1 protein-coding gene is annotated in these 264 nt (G+C 59.1%); it reads right to left on the minus strand.

The window, feature by feature from the left end; genetic code table 11:
* Positions 1 to 264: ABC transporter permease (locus tag MJ643_RS30915; RefSeq protein ID WP_247727341.1), on the minus strand; the 264-nt coding region annotated here is incomplete at both ends.

A 264-nucleotide genomic window follows, 5' to 3' on the forward strand; every position in this document is an offset into this window, starting at 1 on the left:
GCTTCTCGAAGCCGTCGGCCCAGATACCGATGATGAAGCCGAACAGGCTGAACGTCACCGCCGTCAGCACCAGGAACGCCAGCATCCAGACCGGATGGTGAATGTGTAGTGGAACGAAGAGCCCGGCGGTCGCCAGGATGATCAGGCCCAGAATGATCGATTTGGTCGCGGCGGCACCGACATAGCCGAGCACGACCTCGAAATAGGAGATTGGCGCCGACAGGATCTCGTAGATCGTGCCGGTGAATTTCGGGAAGTAGATGC

This window comes from Pseudomonas sp. PNPG3 (assembly GCF_023093815.1).
In the GTDB taxonomy this organism is placed as follows: Bacteria; Pseudomonadota; Gammaproteobacteria; order Pseudomonadales; family Pseudomonadaceae; genus Aquipseudomonas; species Aquipseudomonas asiatica.